Here is an 8,018-nt window from a genome sequence, read left to right as displayed (position 1 = left end):
GTTGGGGGTTTCCCCCTGTGAGAGTAGGACGCCGCCAAGCCATTTGAAAAGATCAGCCATCCGGCTGGTCTTTTTTGCGTTAAGAACAAATTATGGAGCCCTGTTATATATAGAAGCTGTTACATCACCATTGAAAGGGGCTGAAATCGAAAATTGTTCATCCTTTTAAATTTAAACCGTTTCGACTATCCGTAACTTAGGATATAAGCGAGATATTAGTACTGCCTGCTTAAAAAATGGGTTATTAAAATTGATTGCAAATAACTGGATAATTGATATAAATAAACAGCAGTACATATATTTTAGCTAAAAAGAAATTAATTCAGAAACTGGTAACTAAAAATGTGGGGAATATCAAAATAGAAGGAAGCCCTCATAAAGGATAAAATAATTGGTGCCTCTGCAAATAAAAGGTACTCTTCCAACTTGTATGAACACTAACAAATACAAGGCAGGGCTGAACTTTTAAGGTAAATGAGATTCGAAATGAGACCTTCGGAATTTAAAAATAATGAGTATGAGGATTTGCTCTATGGTCATTAAGGACTGCTTCATGAGTTTGACACAACTAAATTAGCGCAGTATAATAATCCAGTAGAACGATATACTAAATAAATTTAACTAATTTACGGTAACATAAATGTTTTTTCAATACTTTTCTAATCGCTTGAATTTAGTAGAACGATATACTAACAACAAGCACGATTAGTAGAACGATATACTAGTAATGCTAAGTTGGTAGAACGATGTACTAACTTAGCCGGTTAATTTATGATGTTTATTGTTTTATTTAGTACGTAATTATTTTTTTTGAATTTATGGTATGGGCAAGGGGGCAACATCTGAGAGGCTTAAGAATCCAATTGCATTTCGATAACTTTTTAAATAGGGGTGTGTTTCATGAAAAATCCATTTATAAAAATGGCCGCAGGTTTATATATTAGCTATTTTATTTTAGGCATGATCAATATTATCATTGGATCAAATATGGAAAATTTGTCAAATCAATTAAATACAAGTGCATCAGGGATAAGTTACTTGGTCTCAGCCATAGGAATCGGTAAGTTAGTTTCTTTGTTTTTCGCCGGTAGACTGTCGGATAAATTAGGAAGGAAACCATTTGTTGTTTCAGCATCTTTTATCTACCTGATCTTCCTTATAGGGATACCTTTGGCTCCTAACTATACATTGGCATTTATATTTGCTGTATGTGCTGGTATTGCCAATTCATTTTTGGATGCAGGTACGTATCCAGCACTTATTGAGGCTTTTCAAAAGAAAGCTGGTTCCGCTACCGTATTAGTAAAAGCATTCGTTTCAATCGGTGCCGCACTTCTTCCATTTATCATGGCGTTCTTTATAGCTAGAGATATGTTTTACGGGTATACATTCTTCTTGATGGCTGCTGTATATCTTGTTAATGGGTTTTTCCTGCTTAAGGTTTCATTCCCGGATCATAAAGCCCAAAGCCAAACTCGGAATGATGAACAAGCTGTGCCGGTTCAACAGCAATTCCTCTCAAAACCGAAGTTTGCTCAGGAAGGTTTGGCCGTCATACTATTAGGCTTCACATCAACTGCTTTATTCATGTTGGTTCAAGTCTGGCTTCCGAACTTCGGACAAGATGTATTGGGGCTAACCCAAGCTAAGGCTGTTCAATTGCTTAGTTACTATAGTATTGGCTCCCTTGTTTCTGTCATTTTACTAGCTGTTCTATTGAATAAAGTAATTAAGCCCATTACCGTCATGATTATCTATCCGGTCATTGCAGCATTATCTTTATTGTCACTCATCTACATCCAGCAACCATTTATAACCGTTTTGAGCGCTTTCTTCATAGGGCTTTCAACTGCAGGGGTATTCCAATTAGCAATGACAATAATCACAGAATTCTTCCCTGCTAATAAAGGTACGATCACTTCATATGTAAACATTGCAGGTAGTTCAGCCTTTATCATCATACCTTTCATTACAGGTATCATTTCCAAGAATGCTGGGTTAACTGCGGTCTTCTTGTTTGATGTGGCAATTGCGGCAATTAGTATTTTGTTGGCCGTTTTCGTTGCCTATCGATACAAGAAGGTAATTAAAGTTTCCAATTAAACGGTCTAACCGAACATCAGTGGGGCATGAACCCTACTGATGATATTGATAAAAGGGGGAAACATCATGCAAACAATCACGATCAAAGACGTAACGATCGGAGAAGGGGTTCCAAAAATCATCGTTCCACTAATGGGGAAAACGGAAGAAGAACTGCTTAAAGAAGTTGAAACGGTAAATGTGTTACGGCCGGATATCATTGAATGGCGAGTAGATGTCTTTGAACAAGTCGAAAGCTTAGAAGCCGTTTCGGATATGATTTCAAAACTTAGAAGTGCTGTTCCTAGTACTTTGCTGCTTTTCACTTTTAGAAGCAATAAAGAAGGCGGAAACAAGGAAATCAGCGATGATTATTATTTCGAACTTCTTCATACAGCAATTAAAACGAAGAATATTGATCTTGTCGATGTGGAGTTGTTTTTTGAGGAATCATCAGTGAAGGAGACTGTGAAGGTAGCTGAGGAAAATGGGGTATACGTAGTGATGTGTAACCATGATTTCGATAAGACACCAGCAAAAGAAGAAATCATTTACCGATTGCGTAAGATGCAGGAATTTGGCGCCCATATTCCCAAAATCGCTGTAATGCCCCAAACAGTAGGTGACTTACTCGTATTATTAGATGCAACTTACACGATGAAAACAAAGTATGCCGATCGCCCATTCATTACGATGTCAATGTCGGGTACAGGCCTGGTCAGTAGATTATCAGGTGCGGTGTTTGGATCTGCTTGTACATTCGGTGCCGGAAAAGAAGCATCTGCACCAGGACAAATTCCTGTTAAGCAATTAAGAAATGTATTGGAAATCATTGATCAAAATATTTAATTCATAATTCCTTCCAAGAAGGAATTTATATAAAGTTTAAAAAATCAGGGGGAATAGAACATGGAAAATCTAGGACGAATTAATGGGAAAACAGAATTAGTAGGATTGCTGGCAACACCTATCGGACATTCATTATCACCTGCCATGCATAATTTAGCTTTCGATAAATTAGGCTTGAATTGCGCCTATTTAGCATTTGAGGTTGGAAATGAAGAGCTGGAAGATGCAGTCAAAGGGATGCGTGCATTAAATGTAAAAGGATTTAACGTATCCATGCCTAATAAAATGAAGATCCTTCCATATCTTGATGAATTGGCGGACAGTGCTAAATTTTCAGGAGCCGTTAATACAGTTGTCAATGTCGATGGAAAGTTCGTAGGGCACAGCACTGATGGAATGGGATATACCCGGAACCTAAAAGAACATGGTATTGATATTAAAGGCAAGAAAATGACTCTTATCGGTTCTGGTGGGGCTGCTACCCCAATTGCCATTCAATCTGCGCTGGAAGGGGTGGCGGAAATCAGCATTTTTGCTCGTGATGATGCATTCTTCCCGCAAGCAGAAGAGAATGTGCGAATCATCAATGAGGATATGAAGCATTTAAATGTGAAAGCCAATGTATACCCTCTTGAAAATGTTGAACAATTAAAGGCTGAAATCGCAACTAGTGATATTTTGGCAAATGGAACCGGCGTTGGCATGAAACCACTTGAAGGCTTAAGTGTCATTCAAGACGAATCAATGCTGCGTCCTGATTTAATCGTAACCGATGTTGTGTACATCCCACGAAAATCTAAACTAATGGAACAAGCTGAAGCTGTAGGTGCTACCGCTATTAATGGTCTTGGGATGATGCTTTGGCAAGGTGCACTAGCTTTTGAATTATGGACAGGTCAACAAATGCCTGTTGATTTCATCAAAGAGCAATTGTTTGCAGAATAAAATGATTCCACTCTGGAGATTGTTCTCCAAATAGAGGTTTTTTTCATACTCGATGTGCATCATTTATTAAATGATTAAAAAAAATTGGGTGCACCAAACCTCGGAGCTAAGAAATTCAGGGAGTGAAGTCCCTTGTTTTTCTTAGCGTTTTTTTTTGAAAAGTGGTTTTCATGTAAATGGATAACATAAAGGGGAGACTTTAATGTAATTACATTGTGCATTAAGGTGTTATATGGGAGTAACACAACGTGATTTATTATAGGGGTGTAATAATGAAAAATCAGTATTTTAAAGCGGCATCTGGCATGTATATTAACTATTTTCTGCTGGGGATGGTTAATATTATTCTCGCCTCAAACATGCCCTCTTTAACAGAACAATGGGATACGGACTCTACTGGCATTAGTTATCTTATTGCAGCAATAGGAATAGGCAGATTACTCACGTATGGGCTCTCGGGAGTATTATCAGATAAATTTGGAAGAAAACCATTGATCATGGTCTCTTCGGTTATAATGGGCGTTTTTTTAATTGGGATTCCATTTTCCCCCACATATGAAATGGCCTTTGTATTTGCCTTACTTGCGGGAATTTCCAACTCAGCCATGGATGCAGGTACATATCCGGCGCTAACTGAAATGTTTCCTGAATCTGCTGGTTCCGCGAGTGTTATGGTTAAGGCTTTTGGTTCGCTCGGTGCTACAATCCTGCCATTCATCATCTTGTTTCTTACTACGAACCAATTATTTTACGGGTTTGCATTTTTAGTACCGGCTGTCATCTATTTCATGAATATGTTTTTGGTGATGTCCGCTTCATTTCCAAGCAAATCCGAAGCTGTCAGTAAAGAAGAGGATTTGCATAGTCACAGGTTCATAACGGAACCTGAATTTTGGAGCGAAGGAGTCGCACTAATCATAATTGGGTTTACATCAACTGCGTTATTTACAGTTTCGCAAATCTGGTTACCGAGTTTCGGCCAGGAAGTTGCAGGGATGCAATCTTCAAGTGCAATTAAATTATTGAGCTATTATAGTGTGGGGTCACTTATTTCCGTCCTGCTATTATCCATCTTATTAAACAAATGGATTAAGCCCGTGACGGTGATATTGCTTTATCCAATGATTACTTTACTTACGGTAATCATCATACTAACGATTCATTCACCTATTGTCTTAAGTATTAGCTCCTTTTTCCTTGGAGCCTCGACAGCTGGGATCTTTCAATTAACCATTGCAATAATGACTGAACTTTTCTGGAGAAAAAAAGGAACTGTAACAGGGATCGTTGCGACGGCATCCAGTTTGGCGAGCGTCATTTTACCAATTGCAACGGGCTTGATCGCTAAGAGTGGGGATATATCGCATATATTTCTTTTTGATTGCTTTATTGCTACTATAGGAATCCTGGCTGCAGCTTTTGTATATTACCGGTATAAGAAATTGACACAGCGCCAGACCATATTTAACCATGGCTGAAAATATTGAAGGATTTACTTAAAACTCCATCTTCCGGAACTAGGATGGCGTTTTTTTTTGACTAATGAATAGTGGATATAGATGTTTTGGCGTGATTAATGATCGTTGAGATTCTCATGTTCCAAAAGCAAAGGTGTAATAATGACAGTAACTATATTATTATTATAGTAAGAACATGATAATAATAAGTACATCAAAAATACATTCAAGATGGTGATTGAACTATGAAACAATCCAAAAAAGGGCGGGTCACGCTGCAACAGGTAGCAAAACATGCTGGGGTATCTACATCCACTGCTTCCCTTATCGTTCGCAATAACCCTCGAATATCGGAAGCGACGCGAAAAAAGGTGCTAAAATCCATGCATGAATTGGGTTATGTGTACGATAGAATTGCAGCAAACCTAAGGTCGCAGAGTTCTGATACTGTAGGAATCATTATTACCGACATATCAAATACCTTTTTTTCTGAATTCCTGATAGGTGTTCACGATGCATTGGATGAGGTCGGGTATACAGTGTTGCTGGGGACTACATTTGACTCGGTTGCCAAGCAAGATCATCTCCTTTCAACCATGATGGAACACAGGGTGGGTGGCCTGATTCTTTGTCCTGTCTCTGAAAGCTCACAAGATACAATTGAACGGTTAAATGAAATTGATACGCCGATGGTGCTTGCTGTCAGGGAACTGCCTGGAGTGAATTGCGACTATGTAGGCATAGACTATCCAGAAGGAGCCAGGATCGCCGTTGATCATCTCCTTGGAAAGGGGCATAAAAGAATTGCGCTCCTTGGTGGCATTAAGGAGTCTTCTACTTGGATCGAGAGAATGGAGGGATACCGTGAAGCTCTTTCAAGAGCGGGATTGGAAGTGGATGAATCGTTGGTGATAGATAGTGCCCCTACACGGGAGGGGGGGCTTGAGGCTGTTTTGAAAGTACTTGAGAATCCTAATCCGCCTACCGCAATTTTTTGCTTTAGCGACTTAATTGCCTTTGGTGTTATGCAAGGGTTAATGATGAAAGGAATTACTCCTGGAAAAGATATAGATATCGTTGGGTTCGATAACGTTCCAGTCGCAGAAATCTATCATCCTCCGCTAACGACCATTTCCTCATTCCCTAGACGTATTGGGAAAGAGGCAGCGAATCTCTTGTATCAGCAAATGGAGAAAATAGAACGGGAACAACAGCGAATCATATTGAATCCAGAACTGATTATTAGAGAGTCTTCCTAAAAAAGAAAAATAAAAAGGTGATTAGTTCACAGGAGGTTAGGTACCGCTGTGCCCTTTTCATCTTTTCTATTATTCTTTTATTGGGAACATTGATTACATATCAAAAAGGTTTGCCTTACTTAAGCGGTTCATAAATATCCCAGGCCACTTTCAATGAATCGACTATAAAGTCTGCCACTTCATCAACATCTAGATCATTGGTATTCACTTTTGAATGATGATAGGAGTATATTTCCTGTCTCGTGTAAAAGAGTTCTTCGATTTCCTCAAGGGACCGGCTTTGTAAAACAGGTCTACTATCAATAAGCAAGCCTATTCTCTCTTTCCAGTACTCCCAAGATAAGTCCAGGTAAAAGACGATGCAGTTGGTTAAACAGATATTCCGTATATCCTCTTGTAAAAAGGCCCCGCCCCCAACTGAAATGATTTTCAATTGTTGTTGACTAAGGCTTTCAATCACACTTTTTTCTTTTTCGCGAAAAGCTTTTTCCCCAAACTTCTTGAAGATTTCCGTAGTGGGCATATTGAATTCCTTTTCAATTTCTTGATCTATATCAATAAAGTCCCTATATAATTTCCTGGCTACCTTCTGTCCGATCGTCGTCTTTCCTACCCCCATAAAGCCAATAAAAACGATACTTTGCATCCTCAAAGATGTGTTTTTATTAATCATTTATAAATCCCTCTCCCAACTATTTTTTATAATGATTAAAAGTCTCTTCTGAAATTTTTAAAATATATTTATTATAGTATAAGTAAGTAAAATTGTAAAAAAGTTTTTTAATATTTGGACAATGGAACCCTGTGTTTTAGCGGTTTAATGTTTAATAACTCTACCCGGAAGGAGCAATCCGTTTTCAGTATTCGATTGATGCAACTAATTATTCGTTTCCTCATCTATTTAAATTGTTATTGCGATAACCTATCACGTGCCTGGTTTATGGATTTTGCCAAAGGCATTACTTAGCTGAAGGGGAAGCGGTAGTTCAAATGGTTGGGATAAATGGTTTTCCTGGTTTATATATTTTAAGAGGAAGACAAGGTGTGACAGGCACATTTATTCCTTCATAATAAGTGATTAATTCATTAGAAAAGAAAATGTATGAAATGGGTTGACTTAATGGTGGGAAAGGATTAATATAAATAAGCACCAACTAAGACAAACGCAAAACTTCATCGCTTTTGGCAGGTTGCTGAAAGAAATAATAACTATTGACTTCTTACTGTGAAAATGATAAGATGAAATGGTCGCTGAAAAACACAGCGATTTAAAATAAGTTAAAAACTTCGTAGAAGTTGACAACTAATCAATAAGATGTTATGATGAATAAACAGCTGTTCGAAAGAACGATTGTGGAAATTGCTCTTTGAAAACTGAACAAAACAAAGCGCCAACGTTAAATTTTAAGTGAGCACACACTATCAA

The 8,018-nt window shown here is 38.1% G+C and carries 6 protein-coding genes; 5 read left to right on the top strand and 1 reads right to left on the bottom strand.

All coding sequences use genetic code 11. The features are described 5' to 3' along the window. Window positions 1-900: 900 nt before the first annotated feature. From ACFX4H_RS26760 to ACFX4H_RS26740, 5 genes are all read left to right on the top strand, one after another. Window positions 901-2,103, top strand: coding sequence for an MFS transporter (locus ACFX4H_RS26760; RefSeq protein WP_034306148.1), 1,203 nt, complete (start codon window positions 901-903; stop codon window positions 2,101-2,103). A gap of 66 nt (window positions 2,104-2,169) precedes the next feature. Next, window positions 2,170-2,931 (top strand): type I 3-dehydroquinate dehydratase, encoded by a 762-nt coding sequence (gene aroD / locus ACFX4H_RS26755; protein WP_377436610.1) that lies wholly within the window; start codon window positions 2,170-2,172, stop codon window positions 2,929-2,931. Between the two features lie 60 nt (window positions 2,932-2,991). Beyond that, window positions 2,992-3,876, top strand: coding sequence for a shikimate dehydrogenase (locus ACFX4H_RS26750; protein WP_034306141.1), 885 nt, complete (start codon window positions 2,992-2,994; stop codon window positions 3,874-3,876). A 272-nt stretch (window positions 3,877-4,148) separates the two neighbouring features. Further along, window positions 4,149-5,354 (top strand): MFS transporter, encoded by a 1,206-nt coding sequence (locus ACFX4H_RS26745; RefSeq protein ID WP_377436608.1) that lies wholly within the window; start codon window positions 4,149-4,151, stop codon window positions 5,352-5,354. A 224-nt stretch (window positions 5,355-5,578) separates the two neighbouring features. After that, window positions 5,579-6,592: a LacI family DNA-binding transcriptional regulator gene (locus tag ACFX4H_RS26740; protein ID WP_034306137.1), complete on the top strand. Its 1,014-nt coding sequence runs from the start codon at window positions 5,579-5,581 to the stop codon at window positions 6,590-6,592. A gap of 115 nt (window positions 6,593-6,707) precedes the next feature. On the opposite strand, the gene ACFX4H_RS26735 is transcribed toward ACFX4H_RS26740, so the two are convergent. Further along, window positions 6,708-7,265, bottom strand: coding sequence for a shikimate kinase (locus ACFX4H_RS26735; protein ID WP_057277282.1), 558 nt, complete (start codon window positions 7,263-7,265; stop codon window positions 6,708-6,710). Window positions 7,266-8,018: the final 753 nt, after the last annotated feature.

Origin of the sequence: Peribacillus sp. YIM B13477 (assembly GCF_042787955.1) — a bacterium.
GTDB classification, from domain to species: Bacteria; Bacillota; Bacilli; order Bacillales; family DSM-1321; genus Peribacillus; species Peribacillus frigoritolerans.
Note: the sequence above shows the minus strand (reverse complement) of the source record. Positions and strands in the feature narration are given on the sequence as shown.